General features: G+C 71.4%; 20 protein-coding genes. 15 read left to right on the top strand and 5 right to left on the bottom strand.

The genetic code is table 11. The annotated features are described in order from the left end of the window. Positions 1–63: 63 nt before the first annotated feature. Positions 64–1,296, bottom strand: a complete 1,233-nt coding sequence (locus ACWIBS_RS01460; RefSeq protein WP_376130088.1) for a glutamyl-tRNA reductase — start codon at positions 1,294–1,296, stop codon at positions 64–66. A 38-nt stretch (positions 1,297–1,334) separates the two neighbouring features. Between ACWIBS_RS01460 and hemE the strand changes: the two genes are divergently transcribed. The 6 genes from hemE to hemL are packed head-to-tail and all read left to right on the top strand — an operon-like array spanning position 1,335 to position 7,552. Continuing rightward, complete coding sequence (gene hemE, locus ACWIBS_RS01455) at positions 1,335–2,405, top strand: uroporphyrinogen decarboxylase (RefSeq protein WP_376130085.1); 1,071 nt, start codon at positions 1,335–1,337, stop codon at positions 2,403–2,405. Beyond that, positions 2,395–3,621, top strand: coding sequence for a protoporphyrinogen/coproporphyrinogen oxidase (locus ACWIBS_RS01450; RefSeq protein WP_376130082.1), 1,227 nt, complete (start codon positions 2,395–2,397; stop codon positions 3,619–3,621). Before hemE ends, ACWIBS_RS01450 begins: the two co-directional genes overlap by 11 nt. Before the next feature lie 38 nt (positions 3,622–3,659). Next, positions 3,660–4,325, top strand: coding sequence for a hydrogen peroxide-dependent heme synthase (gene hemQ / locus ACWIBS_RS01445; RefSeq protein ID WP_376130079.1), 666 nt, complete (start codon positions 3,660–3,662; stop codon positions 4,323–4,325). Further along, positions 4,300–5,250, top strand: coding sequence for a hydroxymethylbilane synthase (gene hemC, locus ACWIBS_RS01440; RefSeq protein ID WP_376130076.1), 951 nt, complete (start codon positions 4,300–4,302; stop codon positions 5,248–5,250). Before hemQ ends, hemC begins: the two co-directional genes overlap by 26 nt. Next, positions 5,247–6,227 (top strand): porphobilinogen synthase, encoded by a 981-nt coding sequence (hemB, locus tag ACWIBS_RS01435; RefSeq protein ID WP_376130074.1) that lies wholly within the window; start codon positions 5,247–5,249, stop codon positions 6,225–6,227. Before hemC ends, hemB begins: the two co-directional genes overlap by 4 nt. Beyond that, positions 6,224–7,552, top strand: a complete 1,329-nt coding sequence (gene hemL / locus ACWIBS_RS01430) for a glutamate-1-semialdehyde 2,1-aminomutase (RefSeq protein ID WP_376130071.1) — start codon at positions 6,224–6,226, stop codon at positions 7,550–7,552. Before hemB ends, hemL begins: the two co-directional genes overlap by 4 nt. 30 nt (positions 7,553–7,582) lie before the next feature. On the opposite strand, the gene ACWIBS_RS01425 is transcribed toward hemL, so the two are convergent. Beyond that, complete coding sequence (locus ACWIBS_RS01425) at positions 7,583–9,133, bottom strand: dolichyl-phosphate-mannose--protein mannosyltransferase (protein WP_376130068.1); 1,551 nt, start codon at positions 9,131–9,133, stop codon at positions 7,583–7,585. Positions 9,134–9,156: 23 nt separating this feature from the next. Between ACWIBS_RS01425 and rsmI the strand changes: the two genes are divergently transcribed. From rsmI to ACWIBS_RS01410, 3 genes are read left to right on the top strand one after another with little or no spacing between them, the layout of a single operon-like run. Then, positions 9,157–9,984: a 16S rRNA (cytidine(1402)-2'-O)-methyltransferase gene (gene rsmI / locus ACWIBS_RS01420; RefSeq protein WP_376130065.1), complete on the top strand. Its 828-nt coding sequence runs from the start codon at positions 9,157–9,159 to the stop codon at positions 9,982–9,984. 38 nt (positions 9,985–10,022) lie between these two features. Next, on the top strand, positions 10,023–11,621 hold the full coding sequence (metG, locus tag ACWIBS_RS01415) for a methionine--tRNA ligase (protein ID WP_376130062.1): 1,599 nt from the start codon (positions 10,023–10,025) through the stop codon (positions 11,619–11,621). Next, positions 11,618–12,508, top strand: a complete 891-nt coding sequence (locus ACWIBS_RS01410; protein WP_376130059.1) for a TatD family hydrolase — start codon at positions 11,618–11,620, stop codon at positions 12,506–12,508. Before metG ends, ACWIBS_RS01410 begins: the two co-directional genes overlap by 4 nt. Here ACWIBS_RS01410 and ACWIBS_RS01405 read toward each other — a convergent pair. Beyond that, positions 12,487–13,758 carry an MFS transporter gene (locus ACWIBS_RS01405; protein WP_376130056.1) on the bottom strand — a complete coding sequence of 424 codons (1,272 nt, stop codon included), beginning with the start codon at positions 13,756–13,758 and terminating at the stop codon, positions 12,487–12,489. The genes ACWIBS_RS01410 and ACWIBS_RS01405 overlap by 22 nt on opposite strands. Before the next feature lie 44 nt (positions 13,759–13,802). Then, complete coding sequence (locus ACWIBS_RS01400; protein WP_376130053.1) at positions 13,803–13,925, bottom strand: hypothetical protein; 123 nt, start codon at positions 13,923–13,925, stop codon at positions 13,803–13,805. Positions 13,926–14,001: 76 nt separating this feature from the next. On the opposite strand from ACWIBS_RS01400, the gene rsmA reads away from it, so the two are divergent. The 5 genes from rsmA to ACWIBS_RS01375 all read left to right on the top strand — a co-directional run bounded on the left by rsmA (position 14,002) and on the right by ACWIBS_RS01375 (position 19,233). Then, on the top strand, positions 14,002–14,847 hold the full coding sequence (gene rsmA, locus ACWIBS_RS01395; protein ID WP_376130050.1) for a 16S rRNA (adenine(1518)-N(6)/adenine(1519)-N(6))-dimethyltransferase RsmA: 846 nt from the start codon (positions 14,002–14,004) through the stop codon (positions 14,845–14,847). 9 nt (positions 14,848–14,856) lie between these two features. Beyond that, entirely contained in the window at positions 14,857–15,018 is a 162-nt protein-coding gene (locus ACWIBS_RS01390) for a hypothetical protein (protein WP_376130047.1), read from the top strand. Beyond that, a complete protein-coding gene (locus tag ACWIBS_RS01385) occupies positions 15,015–15,947 on the top strand; it encodes a 4-(cytidine 5'-diphospho)-2-C-methyl-D-erythritol kinase (RefSeq protein WP_376130045.1) in 933 nt (310 codons plus the stop codon). The genes ACWIBS_RS01390 and ACWIBS_RS01385 overlap by 4 nt, the downstream gene beginning before the upstream one ends. Before the next feature lie 36 nt (positions 15,948–15,983). Then, positions 15,984–17,312 (top strand): GNAT family N-acetyltransferase, encoded by a 1,329-nt coding sequence (locus ACWIBS_RS01380; RefSeq protein WP_376130043.1) that lies wholly within the window; start codon positions 15,984–15,986, stop codon positions 17,310–17,312. 121 nt (positions 17,313–17,433) lie between these two features. Then, positions 17,434–19,233: an ABC-F family ATP-binding cassette domain-containing protein gene (locus ACWIBS_RS01375; protein WP_376127069.1), complete on the top strand. Its 1,800-nt coding sequence runs from the start codon at positions 17,434–17,436 to the stop codon at positions 19,231–19,233. Between the two features lie 45 nt (positions 19,234–19,278). On the opposite strand, the gene ACWIBS_RS01370 is transcribed toward ACWIBS_RS01375, so the two are convergent. Beyond that, positions 19,279–21,459, bottom strand: a complete 2,181-nt coding sequence (locus ACWIBS_RS01370; RefSeq protein ID WP_376127071.1) for a CocE/NonD family hydrolase — start codon at positions 21,457–21,459, stop codon at positions 19,279–19,281. A gap of 401 nt (positions 21,460–21,860) precedes the next feature. Between ACWIBS_RS01370 and ACWIBS_RS01365 the strand changes: the two genes are divergently transcribed. Next, entirely contained in the window at positions 21,861–24,686 is a 2,826-nt protein-coding gene (locus ACWIBS_RS01365; RefSeq protein ID WP_376127073.1) for a M64 family metallopeptidase, read from the top strand. The last annotated feature ends 207 nt before the right edge of the window (positions 24,687–24,893 follow it).

The raw sequence follows: 24,893 nt of genomic DNA, 5'->3' as shown, positions 1-24,893 counted from the left end.
TCGGGGGCGCCGGTGTGTTGTCGGTGCTCGCCTGGTGCCGGTGGGATGCCGGTGCGACGACGGTCAGATCGCTTCGAGCCCGCGCGGGCATCGGGCCTGGGCGGGCACGTCGATGCCGAAGACGATCCCGAGCGCGCGCTCGTACTCGTCGAGGCGTCCTTGTTCGGCGTACTCGCGGGCGCGCACCGACGGGGTGTGCGAGATGACCCCGGCGAGGTGACGCAGCGCCGCCTCGGTGGCGGGGTCGCCGCCCCGGGCGGCGACCCGGGCGAGCTCGTCGTCGAGGGCGGCCTGGATGTGCGAGCGCACCGCGACGACGGCGGGAGCCGCCGCCGCTTCGGCCGTGAAGGCGGCCGCTGCCGACCCGACGATCTCGTGCGCACCCGCGCCGAGTTCGGGAAGCGCGGCGTGCCGGCCCAGCAGCTCGAGGTCGAGCAGTTCGACCCCGTCGAGGTCGGTGACGGCGGCATCGACGTTGCGCGGCAGGCCGAGGTCGATGATGAGGCGCGGGGCGCCCGTGGGCACGTCGTCGGCGACGACCGTGTAGCGCGTCGTGCAGGTGAGGACGATGCGGGCGCCGCCGATCGCCGTGCGCAGATCGTGCTCGGCGCGGATGCCGTAGCGTGCGGCGAACTGCTCGGCGCGACCGGTCGCGGAATACACGCGAACGTCGGCGGCTCCGCGGGCACGCAGGGCGGCGATCGTCGTCGCGGCGTACTGGCCGGTGCCGACGATGAGGACCGGCGTGCTCTGCCAATCGGACACGCGCGTGTCGGCCAGTTCGAGCGCGAGCCGGGCGAGGGAGCGGCCGCCCGCGGCGACATCGGCCCGCGCGCGGACGGCGCGGGTCGCGTGCGCGGCACGCTGGAAGACGCGCTCGAGGGCCGGACTCGCCGTGCCGCCGCGGCGTGCGGCCGCGAGCGCGCGCTGCACCTGACCGCTGATCTCGCCTTCGCCGACGACCATCGACTCCAAGCCCGAGCTCACCGAGAAGAGGTGGCGCACGACGTCGTCGCCCGCGACGGTCACCGCCGACGCACGCAGCGCGGAGATGTCGGCGTCGGGCAGCGCCAGCTGATCGAGCACGGCCTCGCGCGCGACGGCGACGGCGCCCGTGAGGGGCTCGTCAATCTCGAGATACGTCTCGAACCGGTTGCACGTCGCGAGCACGACCGCTCCGCGCACGAAGTCGTGCGCGTCGGTGAGGTCGGCGGCGGTCGCCTCGGCGACACGCGAGATGCGGTCCAGGACCTCGAACTCGGTGTTGCGGTGATTCGCCGTCAGACAGAACAGCACCCGGAGATTGTAACGGCGCGAGGTCGTAGCCTGGCTGTGTGCTCTCCGATGTGACAGTCCTTCCCGACACCCACCCCCTGCGCGACGGCAGGACGAGCGAGGCCCGGCTCGTCCGCGCCGCACGCGGCGACCGGCCCGAGACCCTGCCGGTGTGGTTCATGCGTCAGGCGGGCCGCTCGCTGCCGGAGTACCGCGAGCTGCGGGCCGGCACCGAGATGCTCCAGTCGTGCCTCACTCCGGCGCTCGCCTCCGAGATCACGCTGCAGCCCGTCCGGCGCCACGGCGTCGACGCCGCCGTCTTCTTCAGCGACATCGTCGTTCCCGTCCTGCTCGCCGGCGTCGACGTCAGCATCGTGCCCGGACGCGGCCCCGTGATCGCGAACCCCGTGCGCTCCGCATCCGATGTCCTGGCGCTGCGTCCGCTCGAACCCGACGCGCTCGCGCCGATCTCGGAGGCCGTCGCGCGCACGGTCGCCGAGCTCGGCGAGACCCCGCTCATCGGCTTCGGCGGAGCGCCGTACACCGTCGCGAGCTACCTCATCGAGGGCGGACCGTCGAAGGACCAGCTGCGCACGCGCGCGCTCATGCGCAGCGACCCGCACACGTGGGCGACGCTGCTGAACTGGTGCGCCGATGTGACGGGGGCCTTCCTGCGCGCACAGGTGCTCGCCGGGGCGAGCGTCGTGCAGCTCTTCGACTCGTGGGCGGGGTCGCTCTCGCGCGACGACTACGTGCGCCGCGCGATGCCGCATTCGCGCCGCACGATGGACTGGCTGCGCGGGCTCGACGTGCCGCGCATCCACTTCGGCCTCGGTCTCTCGGAGGCACTCGACGCGACGCCGGCGGTCGGAGCCGACGTCATCGGCATCGACTGGCGCCTGCCGCTCGACGTCGCGAACCGGCGCCTGGGCGGCACGATGCCGCTGCAGGGCAACATCGACCCCGCCCTGCTCACGGCGCCCTGGAAGATCGTGGAGCGTCACGTGCGCGACGTCGTCGAGCGCGGCTCGGCGGCTCCGGCGCACATCGTCAACCTCGGCCACGGCGTGCCGCCCGAGACCGACCCCACCGTGCTGACGCGCATCGTCGACCTGGTGCATGAGCTCTGACGTCATCGTCGTCGGGGGCGGCGTCGCGGGCCTCGTCGCCGCGCGCCGTCTGGCCCTCGCGGGCCGGAACGTCGTGCTGCTGGAGCGCGCCGACCGGCTCGGCGGGCAGGTGCAGCCGCTGCCGCTCGCCGGAGTGATACTGGACGCCGCCGCCGAATCGTTCGCGACGCGCGGCGGTGCCGTCGCGGCGCTGGCCGGCGAGCTCGGCCTCGAGGTCGTGTCGCCCACTCCCGCGCCCGCGTGGCTGCACCGCGCCGACGGGACCGCCGTGCCGCTGCCGGTCGCCGGCGTGCTGGGCATTCCGGGCACACCGCTCGCGCACGACGTCGTCCGCGCGATCGGACGACTCGGGGCCTGGCGGGCTGCGCTCGATCGGGCCCTGCCCGCGCGGATCGGCCGGGATGCGGCATCCCTCGGCGCGCTCGTGCGTGCCCGCATGGGGTCCCGCGTCGTCGACGGGCTCGTCGCCCCCGTCGTGCGCGGCGTGCACTCGAGGGAGCCCGACGCCCTGCCCGTCGATGCGGTGTCGCCCCGGCTGCGCGCCGAGCTCGCGGCCCGCGGATCGCTCGCGGCGGCCGTGCAGGCGCTGCGCGCTCAGGCGCCGGCCGGCACGCAGGTCGGGGGCCTGCGCGGCGGGATGCACCGCCTCGTCACGGCCCTCGCCGCCGACGCGGACCGGCTCGGCGTCGACGTGCGCACGGGCGTCGACGTCACCGCGCTCGATGCCCGTGGCGTCGTCGTCGACGGGGAACGCCTCGACGGCACCGCCGTGCGCGCCTTCTCGGCACCCGGTCAGCGGCGGCGACTCACGCTCGTCACGCTCGTCGTGGACGCTCCGGCCTGGGATGCCGCACCGCGCGGCACGGGACTGCTCGTGGCCGCCGACGCGCCGGGTGTGGGGGCACGGGCCCTGACCCACATCACCGCGAAGTGGAGGTGGGCAGCCGACGCGCTCGGAGCTCGGCACGCCGTGCGGCTGTCCTATGACGGAGACCTCGCCGGCGACGCTGTCGCGTGCGCCGTCGCCGACGCGCAGAAGCTGCTCGGCGCGCCGGTCCAGACGGTGACGGATGCTGCCGTGCAGGCCTGGGAACGCGGCGTGCAGCCGTACCGCGACGACATCGTCTCGGTGGGAGAGGGCGTCGCCGGCACGGGCCTTGCCGGCGTCGTCGCGCACGCCGAGCGGACGGCCGCGGCGATGACGACGTCGACGTGACGGGTCGCACCCGGTCGGAAAAGGAGGAGGATGGACGGGTGAGTTCTGCGAACGAAGGCACCGATCCGACGACGTTCTACACGCTGTGGGCGGTGTTCCGCCGCGACCCGCACCCCGCACCCGCCACGGGCTCCGGCTTCGCCGAGATCTCGGCGGGCGTACCCAGCCTGCGCGGCGTCTACGACGTCTCGGGCCTGCGCGCCGACGCCGATGTGATGCTGTGGCTCACCGGCGACACCGCCGACGGTCTGCAGGCCGACCTGCGCACGCTGCGCCGCTCGCTCGAGCTCTCGCCGCTGCTGCCGACGTGGAACGCGCTCGGCGTGCACCGCGACGCCGAGTTCAGCCGCGACCACTCACCCGCCTACGCGCGCGGCCTGCCGCCCAAGGGGTGGCTGACGGTGTACCCGTTCGTGCGCAGCTACGAGTGGTACCTGCTGCCGCCCGCCGAGCGCGGCGCGATGCTCGCCGACCACGGCCGCAAGGGCCGCGAGTACCCGGGCGTGCAGTCGAACACCGTCGCGAGCTTCGCGCTGGGCGACTACGAGTGGCTGCTCGGCCTCGAAGCCGACGATCCCATCGAGCTCGTCGACCTCATGCGGCACCTGCGGTTCACCGAAGCGCGCCGTCACGTGCGCGAAGAGGTGCCGTTCTTCACGGGTCGCCTCATCACACCCGATGAGCTGGGTGAGGTGCTCGCGTGACCGGGGCGACGTCGCCATGAGCGTGCTGCGGATCGGCACGCGCGCGAGCGCCCTCGCGATGACCCAAGCCGCGACCGTCGCCGATGCCCTCGGCGGCGAGCTCGTGCCGATCGTGTCCGAGGGTGACCGGTCCACGGCGTCGCTGTCGGCCCTGGGCGGCACGGGCGTCTTCGCGGCCGCGCTGCGCGAGGCGCTCCTGGCCGGCGAGATCGATGCCGTCGTGCACTCGTTCAAGGACCTTCCCACGAGCCCTCTCGAGGGACTGTCGATCGCCGCGGTGCCGAAGCGGGCGGATGCACGCGACGCACTGTGCGCCCGCGACGCCCTGACGCTGGACACCCTGCCCGAGGGGGCGAGGATCGGCACGGGGTCGCCCCGCCGCCGCGCGCAGCTCGCGAGGCGCCGACCCGACCTCGACCTCATCGACATCCGCGGCAACATCGACACGCGCCTGGGCCGGGTCGGCACCGATCTCGACGCCGTCGTGCTCGCCGCGGCGGGTCTCGGGCGGCTCGATCGGCTCGGGGTCGTGACCGAGCTGTTCGACCTCGACGGCTGGCCCACGGCCCCCGCACAGGGGGCGCTCGCGGTCGAGACCCGCGCGGGCGACGAGCGTCTCGCGGCGCGGGTCGACCACCGTCCGTCACGCGTCGCGGCCGAAGCGGAGCGGGGCGTGCTGGCCAGGCTCGAAGCGGGGTGCGCGGCTCCCGTCGGTGCCCACGCGTTCGTCGAGGACGGGATGCTGTTCCTCTCGGCGCGGGTCTACCGACCCGACGGCGGGGATCAGCTCACGAGTTCGCACGCCGCCTACATCGGCGACGTCACGGCGCTCGAGATCGCCCACCGCGTCGCCGATGAACTGCTCGCCGCGGGAGCCGCCGAACTGGCGCCCCTGCGTGCCCGTCTCTACGAGGACCCCCGATGAGCGCTTTCCCCTCCGTCCGCCCGCGCCGACTGCGCGCGAATGCGGCCTGGCGCCGGCTCGTGCAAGAGGCCCGCGTGAGCCCCGCACAGCTCGTGCTGCCGCTCTTCGTGCGGGAAGGAGCGAGCGAGCCCGTGCCGATCAGCTCGATGCCCGGCGTCGTGCAGCATTCGCTCGACTCGCTGAAGCGCGAACTGCACCGCGCCGCGACGGCGGGCATCGGCGGGATCATGCTCTTCGGCGTGCCCGAGCACAAGGACGCCGTCGGTTCGGGGGCGACCGACGACGACGGTATCCTCAACGTTGCCACGCGCGTCGCCGCCGCCGAGGTCGGCGACACGCTGGTCGTGCAGACGGACCTGTGCCTCGACGAGTTCACCGACCACGGCCACTGCGGCGTGCTGGATGACAACGGCCGCGTCGACAATGACGAGACCCTCGAGCGGTACCGCGACATGGCTCTCGCGCAGGCCGGCGCCGGATCGCGACTGCTGGGGCTGTCCGGCATGATGGACGGCCAGGTCGCTGCGGTGCGTGCCGTGCTCGACGGCGCCGGCCACGACGAGACGGCGATCCTCGCGTACGCCGCGAAGTACGCCTCGGCGTTCTACGGGCCCTTCCGCGAAGCGGTGCAGTCCACGCTCGTGGGGGACCGCCGCACCTACCAGCTCGACCCCGCGAACCGCCGCGAGGGGCTGCGCGAAGTCGATCTCGACATCGCCGAAGGCGCCGACATCGTCATGGTCAAGCCCGCCATGAGCTATCTCGACGTGCTGGCCGAAACGGCGGCATCGGCACCCGTGCCCGTCTGGGCGTACCAGGTGTCGGGGGAGTACGCCATGATCGAGGCGGCAGCCGCCCACGGCTGGATCGACCGCGCCCGCGCGATCGACGAATCGCTCGTCGGGATCGTGCGCGCCGGTGCCGACGCCGTCCTGACCTATTGGGCCATCGAGGCCGCCGAGAGGCTCTGCGCATGACGACGAACGACGACGCCGCAATCCGGGCACGGGCCGTCATCCCCGGTGGCGTGAACTCGCCCGTGCGCGCCTTCGGCTCGGTGGGCGGCACGCCCCTGTCGATCGTTCGCGCGAACGGGGCCACCGTGCGCGACGTCGCCGGCCGCGACTACGTCGACCTCGTCGCGTCGTGGGGCCCCGCGCTGCTCGGCCACGCGCACCCCCGGGTCGTCGCCGCCGTGCAGGAGGCGGCATCCCGAGGCCTGTCGTTCGGTGCCTCGACACCGGCCGAGACGGAGCTGGCCGAGCTCGTCATCGACCGGCTGCGCGTCGACGGCGTGCGCGGCATCGACCGCCTGCGGCTGGTCTCGACGGGCACCGAGGCGACCATGACCGCGATCCGCATCGCGCGCGGCGCGACCGGACGCGACGTCATCATCAAGTTCGCGGGGCACTACCACGGGCACTCCGACGGACTGCTGGCCGAATCCGGCTCCGGTGTCGCGACGCTCGGGCTGCCGGGCTCGGCGGGAGTGCCGGCCGACGTCGCGGCGCTCACGCTCGTGCTGCCCTACAACGACCGTGCCGCGATCGACGCGGCGTTCGCGGCGCACCCGGGTCGCATCGCGGCGATCATCACCGAGGCGGCCGGGGCCAACGCCGGCATCCTCGCGCCCGAGACCGGCTTCAACGCGTTCCTCAGCGAGACGGCGCACGCGAACGGCGCGCTGCTGATCCTCGACGAAGTGCTCACGGGCTTCCGCGTCGGACCGGCCGGCTGGTGGGGGCTGGAGCGCGCCGCGGGCGAGCAGTGGCGCCCCGACATCGTGACCTTCGGCAAGGTCATCGGCGGGGGGATGCCGCTGGCGGCGATCGGCGGCCGCACCGACCTGATGGAGCTGCTCGCGCCGCTCGGCCCCGTCTACCAGGCGGGCACCCTGAGCGGCAATCCGCTCGCCGTCGCGGCGGGCCTCGAGACGCTGCGTCTCGCGGATGCCGACGTCTACGACCGTGTCGACGGTGCCGCTCGCACGGTCTCGACGGCGCTCGGCGAGGCACTGGCCGCCGAAGGCGTCGCCCACGTCGTCTCGCACGCGGGCAGCCTCTTCTCGCTCGCGTTCCGCGCGGACCCCGTGCGCGACTACGACGACGCCCGCGCGCAGGAGGCGTGGCGCTATCCGCCGTTCTTCCACGCGATGCTCGCGGCGGGGATATCGCTGCCGCCGAGTGTGTTCGAGGCGTGGTTCCTCACGGCAGCCCACGACGATGCCGTGATCGAGCGGATCCTGGCGGCGCTGCCGGATGCCGCGCGGGCCGCGGCATCCGCGTCGCCACCCGCCCGCTGACGACCGCTTCAGGGAGCGCCCTCGAGCCCGTCAGATCCAGGTGGGCATCCAGTTGTGCAGGCGCCAGAAGTCGTACGGCACGGCGGTCGCCGTGACGATCGGGTACCAGAACGCCGCGACCACGAGCACGACGGCGAGGTAGACCCACACGACGCGCTGGCCCGAGCGTCGTCGGTAGCCGTCGGTGCTTCCCGCACCGGCGAGGTCGCGCAGCGCGAAGGTCAGAGCGAGCAGCAGGAACGGCAGGATCGCGACGGTGTAGAACTGGAAGATCGTGCGCTCGGGATACAGCAGCCAGGGCACGTACGTCACGGCGATGCCCGTCAGCACGAGCGCGATGCGCCAGTCCCGCGATACGGCGAAGCGCCACACGAGGTAGACCGCGGCGGCGACGGCGGCGTACCAGACGAGCGGGTTCGGCATGCTGTAGATGTTCTGCACGACCTGGTCGTCGTTCTGGAAGTACATCGACGTCGGACGCGTGAGCAGGGGCCACTGCCACGCGGGGCTCGCGTAGCCGTGGGCGCTCACGAGACCGACGTGGAAGCCGTAGATCTGCTCGTGGTACGCCCACAGATTCGCCAGGGCAGAGCCGATTCCGCCGCCGTTGGAGCCCTCGAGCGCACGGCGCCCGTAACCGCCGTCGGTTGTGAGCCAGCTCGTCCACGACGCCAGGTAGACGGCGGCGGCGACCGGGATGAACAGCACGAAGGTCACGACGCCCTGGCGGAAGGCGGCATCGGTCGGCCAGAAGATGACGCCGGCGCGGCGCCGGGCGAGCGCGTCGACGACGACGAGGTAGATGCCCAGGCCCGCCGCGACATACAGGCCCGACCACTTCACGGCGGTCGCGGCGCCGACGGCGGCGCCTGCCGCGATCACCCACGGCCGGTTCCACAGGACGGGCCCCCACGCGGGCGGGTCGTCGCCGTGGTCGCGTGCCGCGAGCGCCGCGGCGAACCGGGTCGCCGTACGCCGGTGGTCCCGCACGATGAACCAGAACGCGAGCAGAACGAAGAACGTCAGGATGCCGTCGAGCAGGGCGACCCGGCTCATCGCGATCGCCATGCCGTCGACCGCCATGAGAGCGGATGCCACGGTGGCGAAGGCGATCGATCCCGAGAGCGACTTCGCCACGAGGTACAGCACGAGCACGGTCGCGATGCCGAACACGGCCACGGCGATGCGCCAGCCGAAGGCCGACTCCGGGCCGAAGAGCGCCATGCCGGCGCCGATGAGGAACTTGCCGAGCGGTGGATGCACGACGAAGCTGCCCGACGTCAGGAAGACGTCGGTGTCGCCCGCGACGAAGCTCGCGTCGGCGTCGTCCGGCCAGGAGGCGGCATAGCCGAGGTTCCACTGCGTCCAGGCATCCTTGACGTAATAGGTCTCGTCGAAGATCAGGGTGCCGGGATGCCCGAGGTTCCACAGGCGCAGGATCGCCGCGACGAGCGTGACGAGGGCGGGTGCGAGCCAGCGCCACAACCGCGCCGTGCGCGGGACGGCGGACAGTCGCGACATCCAGCCGTCGTAGAGGGTGGGTCGCGCGAGCGGCGGCAGCGGCTCGGCGATCGACGTCACGGCGACCAGCCTATGCTGGCGGCGTGATCATCCTCGCGGCGACCCCCATCGGAAATCTGGGCGACGCGTCGCGGCGTCTCGTCGAGGCGCTCGAACAGGCGACGATCGTCGCGGCCGAGGACACCCGCACGACGCAGCGGCTGCTCGCGGCGCTCGGGATCGGCAACCGGCCGAAGCTCATCGCGCTGCACGACCACAACGAGAAGGAGCGCGCGCCCGAGATCGTCGAACTCGCCCGCGACCAGGACGTGCTCGTGCTGTCCGATGCCGGAATGCCCACGGTCTCCGACCCCGGCTACGGGCTCGTCGCCGCCGCCGCCGAGGCGGGGGTCGACGTCACCGCCATCCCCGGTCCGAGCGCCGTCGTCACGGCGCTCGCCGTCGCGGGCCTTCCGACCGACCGCTTCACGTTCGAGGGGTTCGTCGCACGCAAGCACGGCGAGCGGACGGCCGCGTTCACGGCGCTCGCGGGCGAACCGCGCACGATGGTGTTCTTCGACGCGCCGTCGCGAGCGGCCGCGACGCTGGCCGACATGGCGGCGACGTTCGGAGCAGACCGGCGGGCCGCCGTCTGCCGCGAACTGACGAAGTTGCACGAAGAGGTCGCGCGGGGGACGCTCGCCGAACTGGTCACGTGGGCCGAGCAGGGCGTGCGGGGCGAGCTCGTCATCGTCGTCGCCGGCGCCGCGGCGCGCGAGGTCCCGTTCGCCGACGCCGTGACGCACGTGCTCGACCTCGTCGCGGCGGGAACGCGCCTGAAGGATGCCGCGACCGAGGTCGCCGCGCACACGGGCCACTCGTCGCGGGAGCTCTACCAGGAAGCGCTCGCGCGGCGAGCGCGGCCGTCATAGCGCGAGGCGCGGCATCCAACCGGCCTAGAATCTCAAGGGTGACTTCCGGCCGCAGCTTCTACATCACGACGCCGATCTACTACCCGAGCGACGTGCCCCACATCGGCCACGGCTACACGACCGTGGCCGTCGACGCGCTCGCCCGCTGGCATCGCCAGGCGGGCGATGACACCTGGATGCTCACGGGCACCGACGAGCACGGCCAGAAGATGATGCGGGCCGCCGCCGCCAACGGGTCCACGCCCCAGGAGTGGGTCGACAAGCTCGTGAGCGAGTCGTGGTTCCCGCTGCTGGAGACCCTCGATGTCGCCAACGACGACTTCATCCGCACGACGCAGCCCCGCCACGAGGAGCGCGTCAAGCAGTTCGTGCAGGCCATCTACGACCGCGGGTACATCTACGCGGGCGAGTTCGAGGCGCTGTACTGCGTCGGCTGCGAGGAGTTCAAGACCGACGCCGAGATCGTCGAGGGCGAGGGGGCGTTCGAAGGGCTCAAGGTCTGCGCGATCCACTCCAAGCCGCTCGAGCTGCTGCAGGAGAAGAACTACTTCTTCAAGCTCAGCGAGTTCCAGGACCGGCTCATCGAGCTGTACAGCTCGGTGCCGGACTTCATCCGCCCCGAGTCCGCGCGCAACGAGGTCGTCTCGTTCGTCAAGAGCGGGCTCAAGGACCTCTCGATCTCGCGGTCGACGTTCGACTGGGGCATCACGGTGCCGTGGGACGAATCCCACGTCATCTACGTCTGGGTCGATGCCCTCCTCAACTACGCGACGGCCGTGGGATACGGCGACGACGCGTCGAACGGCTCGGGGTCGGCAGGCGAGTTCGCCCGGCGCTGGCCGGCATACCACGTCGTGGGCAAGGACATCCTGCGCTTCCACGCCGTCATCTGGCCGGCGATGCTCATGGCCGCCGGCGTCGATGTTCCCGCGGGCGTCTTCGCGCACGGCTGGCTGCTCGTCGGCGGCGAGAAGATGTCGAAGTCGAAGCTCACCGGCATCGCGCCGTCCGAGATCACCGACGTCTTCGGATCGGACGCCTACCGGTTCTACTTCCTCTCGGCGATCGCGTTCGGCCAGGACGGCTCGTTCTCGTGGGAGGATCTCTCGGCCCGCTACCAGGCCGAGCTCGCGAACGGCTTCGGCAACCTGGCATCGCGGACGACGGCCATGATCGAGCGGTACTTCGAGGGCATCGTGCCGCCGGCGGGTGAATACACCGAGCGCGATCTGCGCGTGCAGCAGATCGTGGCGGATGCCGCCACCGCGGCCGACGACGCGATCGAGCGGTTCCGCATCGACGAAGCCATCCACGCGATCTGGACGATCGTCGATGACCTCAACCTCTACATCACCGAGAACGAGCCGTGGGCGCTCGCGAAGGACGACGCTCAGCGCACGCGCCTGGGCACCGTGCTCTACACGGCCGCCGAGGGCCTGCGCGCCCTCGCGGTGCTGCTGTCGCCGGTCATGCCCGAAGCGACCGAGAAGCTGTGGGTCGCCCTGGGCGCCGGCGAGTCGCTCGGGCGCCTCATCGACCAGCCCATCCGCGAGGCGGGGCAGTGGGGGGCTCTGCGCGCCGGCACGAGCGTCAACGGCCTCGCGCCGCTGTTCCCCCGCATCGAGCAGAGCGCGTGAGTGACGTCGACCCGTCGCAGTACGTCCGCACGCGCTCGCAGGAGGGCCGCGGCGACGTGCGCTGGCCCGACGCGCCCGAGCCGCTGCCTGTCGCCGTCTACGACAACCACGCGCACCTCGAGATCGACGACGGCGACACGTCGCTGAGCCTCGACGAGCAGCTCGAGCGCGCCGCCCGGGTCGGCGTCGCCGGCGTCGTGCAGGCCGGTGGCGACATCGACTCGAGCCGCTGGTCGGCGTGGGCTGCGGCATCCCATCCTCGCGTGCTGGCGGCCGTCGCGATCCACCCCAACGAGGCTCCCGCCTACCGGGCGGCGGAACGACTGGACGAGGCGATCGCGGTCATCGACGAGCTCGCAGAGCAGCCGCGCGTGCGCGCCATCGGCGAGACGGGTCTCGACTTCTTCCGCACGGGCGACGAGGGACTGCCGGCGCAGTTCGAGAGCTTCGAGGCGCACATCGCCCTCGCGAAGAAGCACGACATCGCGATGCAGATCCACGACCGCGAGGCTCACGACGCCGTGCTCGAGACCCTCGCGAGGGTCGGCGCGCCCGAGCGCACGGTCTTCCACTGCTTCTCGGGCGACGCGGCGATGGCCGCGATCGCCGCCGAGAACGGGTACTACCTGTCCTTCGCGGGGAACGTGACGTTCAAGAACGCCCAGACCCTGCGGGATGCCCTGAAGGCGACCCCGCGCGAGCGGATCCTCGTCGAGACGGATGCACCGTTCCTGACGCCCGTGCCGCATCGCGGTCGTCCGAACGCGCCGTATCTCATCCCCGTCACGGTGCGATTCATGGCCGTCGAACTGGGCGTCGAACTCGACGAGCTCTGCGCGCAGCTGGCCGCGAACACGCTCGAGGTCTACGGGGCCTTCGAGGACTGATCCGGCTCCCCGTCGTCGAGGACGGGGCGGGACGCGGCGATGTGCGAGATCGACCGCCACACGACGGCCAGCGTGATCGCCGACCCGGCGAACGCGAACCACCACGGCGCCGTGAGGCCCCACCCCTGTGCCAGCAGGCCGCCGATCAGCTGGCCGATCACGAGCCCCCCGAACACGCCGACCATGTTGACCGAGGCGATGCGGCCCTGCAGGTGCAGCGGCACGAGTCGCTGGCGCACGGTCGTCGAGATCGTGCCCCACACGAACGCGTACGCGCCGAAGCCGAACATGAGCGCCAAGGCGACGACGGGCGAGGTCGTGAGGGCGAACGCGAGGTGCATGAGCACTTCGAGCGTCAGGCACACGCGCATGAGCGTCGCGAACGACACGTGCCGCTCGAGCCATCCGAAGCACAGGGTCGCGATGATGCCGCCGAGCGCCGACGCCGTCATGAGGGTTCCGAAGCCGACGGCGCCCATGCCGAGGTGCTCGGTCGCGTAGAGCACGAGGATGCCCCAGGGAGCTGCCCAGGTCACGTTGAAGACGAGGATGATGACGACGAGCGTGCGCACCGGCGGGTTGTCGCGCAGCCACGCGAGCCCTTCGCGGATCGGGCGGGGCTTCGCCTGGGGCGCCGGATGCTCCTTCGGCGGCACGGGCGTGCGCGCGATGCGCGAGATGAGCACGACGGCGAGGGACACGCACAGGATCTGGGTGAGGAAGGGCCAGAAGGAACCCGCCGCGAAGAGGAACGCGCCCAGGGGCGGCCCCGCGAGCTGATTGCCGACGAGGAACCCCGCCTGCAGCCGCGCATTGCCCGTGCCGAGGTCGACGGGGCGCACGAGCATCGGCAGCAGCGTCGCGCCCGCCGAGTCGGCGAACACTTCGGCCGTGCCGTAGAGGAACGCCGCCGCGAGCACGATCACCACCGTCACCTGGCCGGTGAGGAGGAACACGACCAGTCCCGTGACCACGACGGCGCGCGAGGCGTTGGCGATCATGACCAGTCGCCGTCGGTCATGATGATCGGCGACGGATCCCGCGAGCAGGCCGAAGAGCAGCCAGGGGAGGTACTGCATCATCGCTCCGGCGGCCACGAGCAGCGGCGACGACGTCAGCGATGCGATCAGGAGAGGGGATGCCGCCAGGGCGATCCCGTCGCCGAGGTTGCTCGTCCAGGACGAGGCGAGCAGCCACCGGAAATCCCTGCCGAGTCGGCGTGGTGCGATGAGTTCGCCGGGGGAAGGCATCCCGTCATCCTATGAGGGGCGCCGACCCCGGCGGTGGCCGAGTGCTACTCGGGGCGGGCCTCGTCGTCGAGTCGATTCTGCTCCGCAGCCTCGAGGCGCTCCTTCTCCTTCTGAGCGGCTTCGCGCTCTTCGCGGATCTGTTCGTGCGACTTGGAGTTGTTCGTCATGGCCCCGATCATAAGGGTGCGTGCGGCGGCGGCCGGTCGGCGAAGCCGCGCCCACCCGCGTGACTACAGTTGACGCATGTCCGTGACCCTGCTCGGTGCGTCCGAGATCCGCGCGCTCGCGGCCGAACTCGATGTCACCCCGACCAAGAAGCTGGGGCAGAACTTCGTCGTCGACGCCAACACCGTGCGCAAGATCGTGCACGTCGCGCGCGTCGCGGCGGGCGAGCGCGTCGTCGAGATCGGACCCGGTCTGGGCTCGCTGACCCTCGCGATCCTCGAGGCCGGTGCCGCCGTCACGGCCGTCGAGATCGACCACCGGCTCGCTGCGCGACTGGCCGACACCGCTCGCGCCCACGGTGTGCCCGCGGGTGCCCTGACGGTCGTGGACGCCGATGCGCTGCGGGTGACCGATCTGCCCGGCGACCCGACGGTGCTCGTCGCCAACCTGCCCTACAACGTGAGCGTGCCGGTCCTGCTGCACTTCCTCGAGACGTTCCCGGGGCTGCAGCGCGGCGTGGTCATGGTGCAGGCCGAAGTGGGGGAGCGGCTCGCGGCCGGCCCCGGATCGAAGATCTACGGCTCGCCCAGCGTCAAAGCGGCGTGGTGGGGAACGTGGCGGCTCGCCGGCACGGTGTCCCGCCACGTGTTCTGGCCCGTGCCGAACGTCGACAGCGTGCTCGTCGCCTTCGAACGCGACGCGGAGCCGCGCGGGACCGAGGACGAGCGTCGCCGCACGTTCAGCATCGTCGACGCCGCATTCCAGCAGCGCCGCAAGATGCTGCGCCAGGCGCTCTCCGGCGTGCTGGGTGGGTCGGCGGCCGAAGCCAGCGTCGTGCTCGAGGCTGCCGGCGTCGCCCCGACGGCGCGGGGCGAGAACCTCACGGTCGAGGACTACCTGCGCATCGCGCGCGTCGGTCGGTAGCCTGGATCCGTGACCGACGTGCATCCCCACCTCGCCCGCGGTGGCGACCGGCACCGTCCGTACGCGGCCGCCGCCGGCGGTGCACCTTTCGCGGCGGACGAGCTCGCGCGCATCGACGCCCTCGCTGCCGGCGGTCAGCGCGACCTGCGGCAGAAGGCGGAGGACACGTGACCCACGCATTCACGAGCGACCACGTGCGTGTGCGTGCTCCGGGCAAGCTCAACGTCTTCTTCGAGGTGGGGAGCGTGCAGGACGACGGGTATCACGACGTCGCGTCGGCGTACCAGGCCGTCTCGCTGTACGAAGACGTCGTCGCGTCGCACTCCGACGAATTCACCCTCTCGGTGTCGGGCTCCGTCGACGTCTCGGGTGTGCCGCTGGACGACCGCAATCTCGCGCTGCGGGCGGCACGACTCGTCGCGCAGAAGGCGGGTCACGCCGGCGGCGTGCACCTCGACATCGCCAAGCACGTGCCCGTCGCAGGAGGCATGGGCGGGGGCTCGGCCGATGCCGCGGCCGCGCTCGTCGCGTGCGACGCGCTGTGGGGCACCGACCTCGGCAGCACCGAGCTGCACCGGCTTGCGGCGAGGCTCGGCGCCGATGTGCCCTTCGCCCTGCTGGGCGGCACGGCGGTCGGCACGGGCCGGGGCGATCAGCTGAGCCCGGCGCTCGCGAAGGGCCGGTTCGACTGGGTCATCGTGCCGTCCGATGACGGCCTGTCCACGCCGAGCGTCTACGGGCATCTCGACGAACTGCGCACGCGCACCGGCATCCGACGCGTCGATCATGCCCCCGACGTCGCGCCCATCGTGCTGCAGGCGCTGCGCGCGGGCGACGCGGCGGCGTTGGCCGACGTGCTGCGCAACGACCTGCAGGCGGCCGCCCTCTCGCTGCGCCCCGACCTGCGCGAGCTTCTCGAGCTGGGGGAGTCGAGCGCGTCGGCGCTCGCCGGTATCGTGTCGGGGTCGGGACCGACGATCGCGTTTCTCACGCACGATGCCGAGTCCGCGCTCGACCTGCAGGTGACGCTGTCGGCCGCCGGTTACGAAGCTTTGCACGTGCACGGGCCGGTCGCCGGCGCGCGCATCATCCACGCCTGACCTCGATCGGGCCGCGAACAACAGAGGAGAACGCCCATGAGCCTGTCCGAAGACGCCCTCGTCACGGCGTTCCGTGAGGGTGCGGTGGATTCCGCATCGGCCGAACGGCTCGCCGCGAACGGACTGGACTACCGCCGGGTCGGCGTCGACTCCGATGCCTTCGCGCCGTGGCTGCAGGTCGTGCGACGCGGGTTCCAGGACGGCGAGCGCACCGACGACCAGATCGCGGCGATCCGCGAGCGCAGCGGGTACCGGCGCCTGACGGGCGTCTACGATCCGACGACGCCCATGGCGGACGCACCCGTCGGCACGATCGCGTCGTGGGTCGGAGACCTCGCGGTGCCCGGTGGTGGCGGCATCCCGTCGTGCGCCATCTCGGCCGTGACGGTCTCGCCGACGCACCGTCGCCGGGGGATCGCGCGGGCCATGCTCGAGGGCGAGCTGCGCGCCGCGAGGGATGCCGGTCTGCCCATGGCGATGCTCACGGTGAGCGAGTCCACGCTCTACGGTCGCTACGGCTTCGCGCCGGCGGCGATGAGCGCGTCGTGGCGGATCGAGACGGCGCGCGCCGGGTGGATCGGTCCGCGCCCGGATGGGCGAGTCGACTTCGTCTCGCGTGAGCGTGCCCGCGAGCTCATGCCCGTCGTGCACGAGCGGGCGCGGCTGCGCGTTGCGGGCGAGATCGACGTGCCGGCATCGCACTGGGACGCCTTCGCCGGCACACGCCCCGATGCCGACAAGCCCGGCGACAAGCGTGCCGTGCAGTACACCGACGCGACCGGCGAGGTGCGCGGAGTCGCGGTCTACGCGCTGCGCGAGAACCACGACGACTTCACGAAGGCGACGGCGTCGGTGCACTACCTCGTCGCCGACGGCGACGACGCGTACGCCGCGCTGTGGCGGTTCCTGCTCGAGCTCGACCTCGTGGCCGAGGTGCGTGCCGAGGAGCTGTCGGTCGACGAGCCGCTGCGGTGGATGATCAGCGACCAGCGCGCCGCGACCGTGACGGTCAACGACCACCAGTACGTGCGCATCCTCGACGTCGCGACGGCGTTGGAGGCGCGGCGGTATGCGGTGCCCGGCCGGGTCGTGCTCGATGTGACCGACCCGCTCGACGTCGCCGGCGGGCGACACCTGCTCGATGTCGCCGCCGACGGCACGGCGCGGGTGTCGCGCATCTCCGGCGAGGGGCCGGCCGACGCCGTCACGGTCGCTCTCGGGGCGGCCGAGCTGGCAGCGGTCTACCTCGGCGGCGTCTCGCTGGTGACGCTCGCCGCCGCCGGACGCGTCGTGTCCTCGGACGCGCTTCGCGCCGCCGCCATCCTCTCGTGGCCCATCGCCCCCCGCCTGTCGTTCTGGTACTGACCCCGTCCGCCCAGACCGCTACCCGCGAGACTGCAACCGACGGCCGAGACTGCGGGTGAACCCCGCAGTCTCGGCGCCCCGGTGCAGTCTCACGGTCAAGGGGGCCTAGCCTGGGAGGGATATGGCGCATCTTCTCGGGGCGGAAGCCCTGCACCTCGAGTTCCCCACCAAGGTCGTGTTCGACTCCGTCTCGCTCGGCATCGACGAAGGCGATCGGATCGGCGTCGTCGGCCGCAACGGCGACGGCAAATCCAGCCTCCTGGCGATGCTCGCCGGCCGGCTCGAACCCGACGGCGGCCGCGTCACGGTGCGCGGCGGCGTCCGCGTCGGGGTCCTCGACCAGTCCGACACCCTCGGCGAGACCGGCACGGTCGCCGAGGCCGTCGTCGGCGACACGCCGGAGTACGAGTGGGCGGGATCCTCGCGCGTGCGCGACGTCATCGCCGGGCTGCTCGCCGACATCGCGTGGGACGGTCCCGTCACGGGCCTGTCCGGCGGCCAGCGCCGCCGCGTCGCGCTCGCGCAGCTGCTCGTCGGGGACCACGACGTCATCTTCCTCGACGAGCCGACGAACCACCTCGACGTCGAGGCGATCGCCTGGCTCGCCGAGCACATCAAGCGCCGGTGGCCGGCGAACCAGGGCGGCCTGCTCGTCGTCACCCACGACCGGTGGTTCCTCGATGAGGTGTGCACATCGACGTGGGAGGTGCACGACCGCATCGTCGAGCCCTTCGACGGCGGATACGCCGCATACATCCTGCAGCGCGTCGAGCGTGACCGGCAGGCGGCGACGATCGAGGCGCGACGCCAGAACCTCGCCCGCAAGGAGCTGGCGTGGCTGCGGCGAGGAGCCCCCGCGCGCACGTCCAAGCCGAAGTTCCGCATCGATGCGGCCAACGAGCTCATCGCCGACGTCCCCGAGATCCGCGACAAGACCGAGCTGCAGTCGCTCGCCGTCACGCGCCTCGGCAAGGACGTCGTCGATCTGCTCGACACCTCGGTCAGCTACGGCGACCGCGTCGTGCTGCATCCCCTCGAGTGGCGTATCGCGCCGGGGGAGCGCACGGGCATCCTGGGCGTCAACGGCGCCGGCAAGTCCACGCTCCTCGGGCTGGTGTCGGGTGAGGTCGAGCCGACGACCGGTCGGGTCAAGCGCGGCAAGACCGTCAAGGTGGCGACGCTGACGCAGCGCCTGGACGAACTCGAGGAGCACCTCGACGATCCCGTGCGGGTCGTCATCGCGGGCCTGCGGACCTCGTACACGTTCGGTGCCGGCTCGAAGGCCCAGGAGCTCACCCCGGGTCAGCTCCTCGAGCAGATGGGCTTTTCGAGCGCGCAGCTGTCGACGCCCGTGAAGGACCTCTCGGGCGGGCAGAAGCGTCGCCTGCAGCTGCTGCTGATCCTCCTCGAGCAGCCGAACGTGCTGATCCTCGACGAGCCCACGAACGATCTCGACACCGACATGCTCGCCGCGATGGAGGACCTGCTCGACACGTGGCCCGGCACGCTCCTGGTCGTCTCCCACGATCGCTATTTCATCGAACGGGTCACCGACCAGCAGTTCGCGATCCTGAGCGGGCACCTGCGCCACCTGCCGGGGGGCGTCGACGAGTACCTGCGGCTGCGCGAGCGCGAGCGTCAGGCTCCTGCGGCCGACCGCGCCGCGGCATCCGCTGACATACCGGATGCACCGCAGCCGACCGGTGCGGAGCTTCGGGCGATGCAGAAGGAGATCGCGTCGCTGGAGCGCCGTCTCGAGAAGCTCGAGAAGCAGATCGCGACGGCGCGCACGGCGCTCGCCGATCACGATCAGGCCGACTACGGGGGCCTGGCCGCCGAGATGGCGAGGATCACCTCGCTCGAGACCGATCGGGATGCGGTCGAGGAGCGCTGGTTCGAGCTGTCCGGCCTCGTGGAGTGATCAGCCGGCGGTGGGGATGCGGGAGCGCACCCCCACCGCCGGAACTCACCGCGCCGGGTAGGACGCCGTCTTGGTGACGGTGATGGTCTCGCCGTCGACGAGTCCGGTCACCGTGACCGTCGCCGTGCCCGCGCCGACCGATGCCGAGCGCGTGTTGAACGAGACGGCGACGCTCTTGCCCGGCGCGACCGAGGAGAACGTCTTCGTGCCGAAGTCCGTCTCGACGGTGATGTCGACGGGAACCTCGGCGTCGTTGGCGGCCGTGACGCTGACGTACGGCGTGCCGCCGAGCGTGCGCGTCGTGGCCGTCACGTCTCCCGCGAGGGCTTCGATCCCGGCATCCGAGGCCGCCTGCGTGCCGCCGACGACGGGGAGGCTGATCCTGCTCAGTGTCATGTCGACGGTGATCTCGGGGCGGGATGGCAGTGTCTCGACCGAGTACGACCGGTACGACCCGACGAGGATCACTCCGATGCGGTTGCCCTCCGAGAAGGTGTAGTCCTCGGGGAGCATCGGGAAGCTCAGGCTCTCCGCGACACCGGGGACGAGCGGCGCGGCCTGCTCGAGCGAGAAGCGGTTGCGGGCATCCATGACCCCCTTCGTGACACGCCACTGGTTCGTCGTGATGGGGCGGTAGTCCACGATCCGGTAGCAGGCGTCATCGTGCTCGGACGCCTCGCCATGGCAGGTCTCGGGTGCCGTCGTGTTCTGCCGGATGCCGTCGCCCGCGCGGTCGTTCTGCTCGGTCGGACCGTACTCGACCAGCATGGCGCCGACGTACGCGACGTCCTGGCTGGAGGCGGCCGTGAGTTCGACCACGGGCGTGCCCGAGATGCGCAGGTCCTCGGCGAGCGGGTCGGAGAGGAAGGCGAGCCGCGACGCCGATGTCGTCTCGGGGTTGTTCATGGCCTGCGCCTCGGTCTGGCTCGGGTTGTCGACGAACGACGCGACCGTCGCCTCGCCCGGAGCGGGCGTCAGGGCGAACGACCCGGCGCCGCCGGCGCCGTCGCGGAGGTAGACCTCCACGTGCTCGGTGCCGTCGATGGGCCAGTTCGCGTGCTGCTCCCATACGCCGCCCTCGACCTCGACGTCGACCATCGGCTCGGCGTCGATCCCGTTGTCGATGTCGAGCAGGTAGTGGTCGAACCAGCGGTGCAGCGTGTCGACCCATTCGCCGCGGCGGAAGTCGAAGGGCTCGATGTGGCCCGTGCGCGACAGCCACATCTTGCGCTCGACGTCGTGCTCGCCGAGGGCGGCCCACATCTTCGAGGCGTGGTCGGCGCGGACGTTCTCCTCCTGCAGGCCGTGCACGAGGAAGACCGACGCGGTCACCTCGTCGACCTTGTCGAGGTAGTTGCGCTCGTACCAGAACGGGGAGTAGTCGCCGTTCTCATCGCCGTCCGCCGCGTCGATCTCATCCCACACGGGCGCGCATCGTGCCTGACGCTCGCGGTCGTCGTTCGTGATCGTCGTGGCGAGGGAGCGCAGGTAGTTGTTGCCGCGCTGCACGAGGCCGTTCGTGCGCGTGTAGTCGTAGTAGTTGTACGGTCCGCCGATCGGGACGACGGTCGCGAGACCCTCGACGCCGGACACGGCCGCGCCCATCGCGAGCGCGCCGTCGTAGGACTTGCCGATCATGCCGGACTTGCCGTTGTGCCAGTCGACGACGACGGGCTCGCCATCCGCATCGACGGCGGTGTTGCGGCCGTTGAGCCAGTCGACGACGGCGGGGCCGGACATGTTCTCGGACTCGCCCTGGATCGTCGGGCAGCCGGTCGAGCCGGCGGTTCCGGTCATGTCGACCAGGGCGACGGCGTAGCCGCGCGGCACGAAGTAGTTGTCGTAGTAGAGGGGCCACCGGTCGTTGAGGCCGTCGCCGTCGACGTCGGCTTTGAACTCGGACTCGTTGCCGCGTCCGAGTGTCGCGTAGTACGGCGAGTTGTCGATGATGACGGGGGCCTTCAGACCCTCTTCGGTCGCGGCCGGCCGCATGATGTCGACGCGGATCAGATCCTCGACGCCGTCGCGGTCGCTGTCGATACCGGCCTTGACCCATACGCGTTCGCGCACGGCATCGGTGTAGCCGTGCACGGGCTGGGTCACCCCATCGGCGATCACGATCCCGGGTGGTTGCGCGGTGCTCGCTGTCGCGGGGCTGGTCGCGGCGGCCGAGACGAGCCCGGCGCATACCAGGACGGCCACGGCGGCCGGGGTTCTGAGTCTCACAGTGAAGGGTCCCTTCGTCGACGTGTGTCGGGTCCGAGCACGTGCCCGCTTCGCCGCGGGGCATCGTGCGTCGCGGTTGCGTTGGTCGTCCGGACTCCGGTGGTGCTGTCACGACGTCGTGCCGCTGTGGAATCCAGGAGACGTGCCCGAATCGTCGCAGGGTCCTCTGTGATATGTCAAACATTACTGAGGGTGCGACGTCTGTCGATGGTCTTTGTCGGGCCCCTTCAGTAGCGTGTTACACGTCACCGGGCCCCCGCCCGGCGAACCCCATTGCACCCCTACGAAGCGGTGCGGATCCGTGACGGCGCACAGAAGCGTCCCGGAAAAGGAAGGTCCACGTGTTGAAATCCCCCAGAAGAGCGTCATCGAGGATCGGCGCGGTACTCGCGACGGTCGCGATGACCGCAACGCTCGTCGTCGGCGGTGCCGCGACGGCGACGGCGACGGCGGTCGACCCGCTGCCCGAGCCCAACGTCGTGCCGATCCAGGTGACCGGCGACCCCAGCGAACGACTGAACCTCGTCGTCTTCGGTGACGGCTACCAGGCCGACCAGCAGAGCCTGTTCATGGCCGACCTCGACCGCAATCTCGGCGTGCTGTGGGGGACCGAGCCCTTCCGCAGCTACAAGAACTACATCAACATCTACGCCGTGCAGCTCGCGTCGATCGACTACGGCGTGCACTGCGACCCCGACGGCCGCGTGCGTCACCCCGACGGCACGATCCGCGACACGGGCGAGCGCGAAGGACCCCTCGCGACCAAGAACACGGCACTGCGCCTCACGCTGAGCGGCTGCAACGACCCGCTCGCCCGCGGCATCACCTACGGGCGCGCCCCCGTCGACTGCGAGTCGCAGGCCGGCCGCTACCCCGAGGGCGTCGACCCGTGCGAGACGGGCATCCAGGCACAGCGCCGGATCCTCGACGACTACGTCGCGCCGCTGCTGGGCATCCCGCGCACGGCGCAGAACGTGCAGACGCTCGCGCTGGCCAACACCTTCACGTACGGCGGCATCGGCGGCCGCGACGCGACGACCTCGGCGGGCTCCCCGCAGGGTCCCGTCGTCTCGCTGCACGAGCTCGGCCACTCGCTCGGAACGCTGCGCGACGAGTACCCCTACAACTCGCGCGACGTCGTCCGCCAGTGCTACACGGGTGCCGAGTCGGGCACGAGCTTCCACCACACGACGTACACGTCCGAAGAGCAGATGATCGCCGACGAGCACAAGTGGTTCCGCTGGCTCGGCGAAGAGAGCCGCTCGGGCGGCAGGATCGGCCTGTACGAATCCGGCGGACTGTACCCCTGCGGTCAGTACCGTCCGAGCGAGCACTCCATGATGCGCTGGGTCGGATACGACTTCGACCAGATCGGCCTCGAGCACATGGTCGCCCGCATCACGGGCCTGCGCGACTCGGGTCAGATGGTCGTCACCTCGACGCCCGAGGGTGTCGTGCCCGCCGACAGCGTCCTGTGGACCGAGTCCGGCCAGCCGCGCTTCCACGAGCTCACGGTGACGTGGCGCAACGGCGGTCCGGAGGGCGAGATCATCGCGTCGGGCCCCGAGCGCAGCCTCGACCTCGGCGAGCTCGACCTGCCCGAGGGCACGACGGTCCACGTCGAGGTCCGCGACCCCGTCGGTCCCGACGGCATCGACTGGGTCCGCATCCCGTCGGCCAACAACACCGCGACCGACTCGGGCTACAACGGCCCGCGCTTCGTGCAGACCCGGCAGTGGACCATCGGTGCGGAGGCCGTCGTCCCGTCGGCTCCCGGTGCGGAGATCACCTCGGCCAGCCTCACGTCCACGCCGCTCGCACGCGACGAGGTCGTCTTCGTCCGCACGAACCACCCGAGCGACCGCATCCCCACGGTGACGTGGAAGATCGATGGCGCCGAGGTGCAGTCCGGCACGCGCACGACGCTCGACCTGGGCGCGCTCGACCTCGGCGCGGGAACCTACGACCTCACGGTCTCGGTCACCGACCCGGCGAACCCCGACGTCGCCCCGGCGACGCAGGCGTGGAAGATCGACGCCGTCATGCCCACCGCGCCGCGGACGCTGTCGGAGTCGCTCGCGACCTCGACGACCGATGCTCACCCGATCTACTTCGGCGGATGGGACATGAAGCTCGACCCGACGGACTCCACCGCCGGGTACGACAGTGAGCGCTACGTCGTCGGTCAGCTGCGCCTGAACGGCGACGGATGGCTCGACTACTCGGGCTTCCCCGAGCAGCCGATGCCGGACTCGCCGTTCCGCTTCCGCCACTCGGGCACCGACCTGAAGGCCCTCACCTACGGGAACCTCGGCTCGGGCGGACTGAGCAAGGCCGCGTTCGAGCAGACCCTTCCGGATGACCACCCGCTGGGCGGCTTCATCCCCGGGTTCGGCACGCACGTCGTCGAGCACCGCGCGATCGACGCCGCCGGCAACATCGGCGATGCCGACTCGTACACCGCGACGGCACTGCCCGGCGCGGCACTGGAGTGCACCCAGACGCTGACCGGCGCGCTCGAGTCCGTCACGCTCACCGCGGGTGCCACGTGCATCACCGATGCCGACATCGCCGGTGCCCTCACCGTCACGGGCGATGCATCCGTCATGGTGACCGACACGGTCATCTCGGGTGCGCTCGCCGTCGACGGGGCCGAGACGTTCCAGATCTTCGGATCGACCGTCGAGGGCTCCGCGACGATCAGCGGCGTCGAGCGCGACGTCACCGCGGCGGGCACGACGTTCCGTCGTGGGGTCGAGCTGTCCGGCAACACGCAGGTCACCGCCAACGAGCGCTTCAGCAGGCTCGCCGGTGAGTACGGCCCCGTGTTCGCGGGCAACACCGTGTACGGCACGCTCACGTGCGACGCGAACAGCGCCGCGCTGAGCGACTTCGGCGCGACGAACGCCCTGGGCGGCGCGACGGTCGGTGACTGCGGAGAGCTCGCAGACTCGCTCGCCGTCACGGCCAGCACCGCGACGCGGTCGCTGGGCAGCACGGCGTACGTGAGCGTCTCGGTCAGGAACGACGCGGATGCCCCGGTGGACATCACCGTCGAGACGGCCTTCGGCAAGAAGTCGTTCTCGTCGGTCGCGCCGGGCAAGACCGTCGCGGTCTCGCTCAACTCACGGTCGGCGTCCGTCGCCGACGGTGAGGCGACCGTCACGGTGACGAACCTCGAGACGGACGAGACCTTCACGGTCTTCGCGCCGTACCAGGGCTCGTAACCGGTCCTCGCCACAGCGCTGCGCGGGTCCGTCCCTTCGGAGGCGGGCCCGCGCAGTGCGTTGCGCACGACCCGCAATCACCCGGAAAAGACCGCTGATCGCGTGCTTGATACCCTGGAAGACGGTCAGCACCGAAACCCGGACGGCGCGCGTGGTGTTTCTTCCCCGTGCCGCAGCGGTGCAGATGTATGCGATGACGCAGATGCA

It is taken from the genome of Microbacterium sp. NPDC055442 (genome assembly GCF_053644215.1).
This window is presented reverse-complemented; position numbering and strand designations above follow the sequence as displayed.

Bases quoted from the DNA above. Each gene is read 5' to 3' on its own strand.
- ACWIBS_RS01450 (WP_376130082.1), top strand. From the start codon at position 2,395: ATGAGCTCTGACGTCATCGTCGTCGGGGGCGGCGTCGCGGGCCTCGTC.
- hemC (WP_376130076.1), top strand. From the start codon at position 4,300: ATGAGCTGGGTGAGGTGCTCGCGTGACCGGGGCGACGTCGCCATGAGC.
- hemB (WP_376130074.1), top strand. From the start codon at position 5,247: ATGAGCGCTTTCCCCTCCGTCCGCCCGCGCCGACTGCGCGCGAATGCG.
- hemL (WP_376130071.1), top strand. From the start codon at position 6,224: ATGACGACGAACGACGACGCCGCAATCCGGGCACGGGCCGTCATCCCC.
- ACWIBS_RS01405 (WP_376130056.1), bottom strand. From the start codon at position 13,758: ATGCCTTCCCCCGGCGAACTCATCGCACCACGCCGACTCGGCAGGGAT.
- ACWIBS_RS01400 (WP_376130053.1), bottom strand. From the start codon at position 13,925: ATGACGAACAACTCCAAGTCGCACGAACAGATCCGCGAAGAGCGCGAA.
- rsmA (WP_376130050.1), top strand. From the start codon at position 14,002: ATGTCCGTGACCCTGCTCGGTGCGTCCGAGATCCGCGCGCTCGCGGCC.
- ACWIBS_RS01380 (WP_376130043.1), top strand. From the start codon at position 15,984: ATGAGCCTGTCCGAAGACGCCCTCGTCACGGCGTTCCGTGAGGGTGCG.
- ACWIBS_RS01375 (WP_376127069.1), top strand. From the start codon at position 17,434: ATGGCGCATCTTCTCGGGGCGGAAGCCCTGCACCTCGAGTTCCCCACC.
- ACWIBS_RS01365 (WP_376127073.1), top strand. From the start codon at position 21,861: ATGACCGCAACGCTCGTCGTCGGCGGTGCCGCGACGGCGACGGCGACG.